Annotated in this window: 1 protein-coding gene; it reads left to right on the top strand. The window is 51.8% G+C overall.

What is annotated here, in order from left to right; all coding sequences use genetic code 11:
- On the top strand, positions 1 to 875 hold an 875-nt coding region (locus ACTHS3_RS15680), incomplete at both ends, for a two-partner secretion domain-containing protein (protein ID WP_440368466.1).

An 875-nucleotide genomic window follows, 5' to 3' on the forward strand; every position in this document is an offset into this window, starting at 1 on the left:
GGTCAGCAAGAGATCTTCGGTATTGCCGCAGACTATGTTTTGGCAAACCCTAACGGCATTACCCACAACGGCGGCAGCATCCTGAATGCCAACCGCGCATCCTTGGTTGTCGGTACGCCAACTGTTTCAGACGGCGCGTTGAAATCTTTCAACATCAGCGACAATGGCAAACAACTGCAAGTAAACGGTAATTTGAGCGGCAACCGCGTAGTTGACCTGCTCGCACCGCAAGTTGTAGTCGGCAAATCAGCCAACGTTAATGCCGCCGATGCCATCAACGTTTCTTCAGGCAAAAGCAACTTCGACTACAAAACCGCACAAATCGAAGCATTGGACGCTGCTTCAAATGCACCGGTGCTTGACGGCCATATCTTCGGCAGTATGCGCGCCGGTACCATCCGTATCCACACGACCGACAAACGCGCCAAACAAAACATTCAAAATGCCGCCATTACCGGCACCCGCTACCTGAATATCGACAGCAAAGGCAACCTGAGCATCCAGTCAGCCAATCTGACCGGCGCACAAATGGAATTGTTTGCCCGTGATACCGACATCAAAGGCACGGTTACCAGCCATTCCGCCAATAAATCTTCCAGCGGCAAAGAAGCGCAAAATGTTCAGCACTTCCGTTCAGACCGCAACAAAACGGAAACCTTTACCGCCAGCAATATCAATGCATCCGAGTCATTGACTTTGAACAACAGCGGCAGCCTCAACCTGAGCGCAGCCAACATCACTGCCGGCGCGCTGACCGCCTCTGCCACAGGCAATATCAATTCTAACGCGGTAAAAACAACCAACCGTACAGAATCCGACCACACTCAAAGCAAAGGCCTTTGGTACAACAACAACCTGAGCTCCTCTGCTGACGA

The sequence above is a fragment of the Neisseria sp. P0009.S007 genome, assembly GCF_051962515.1.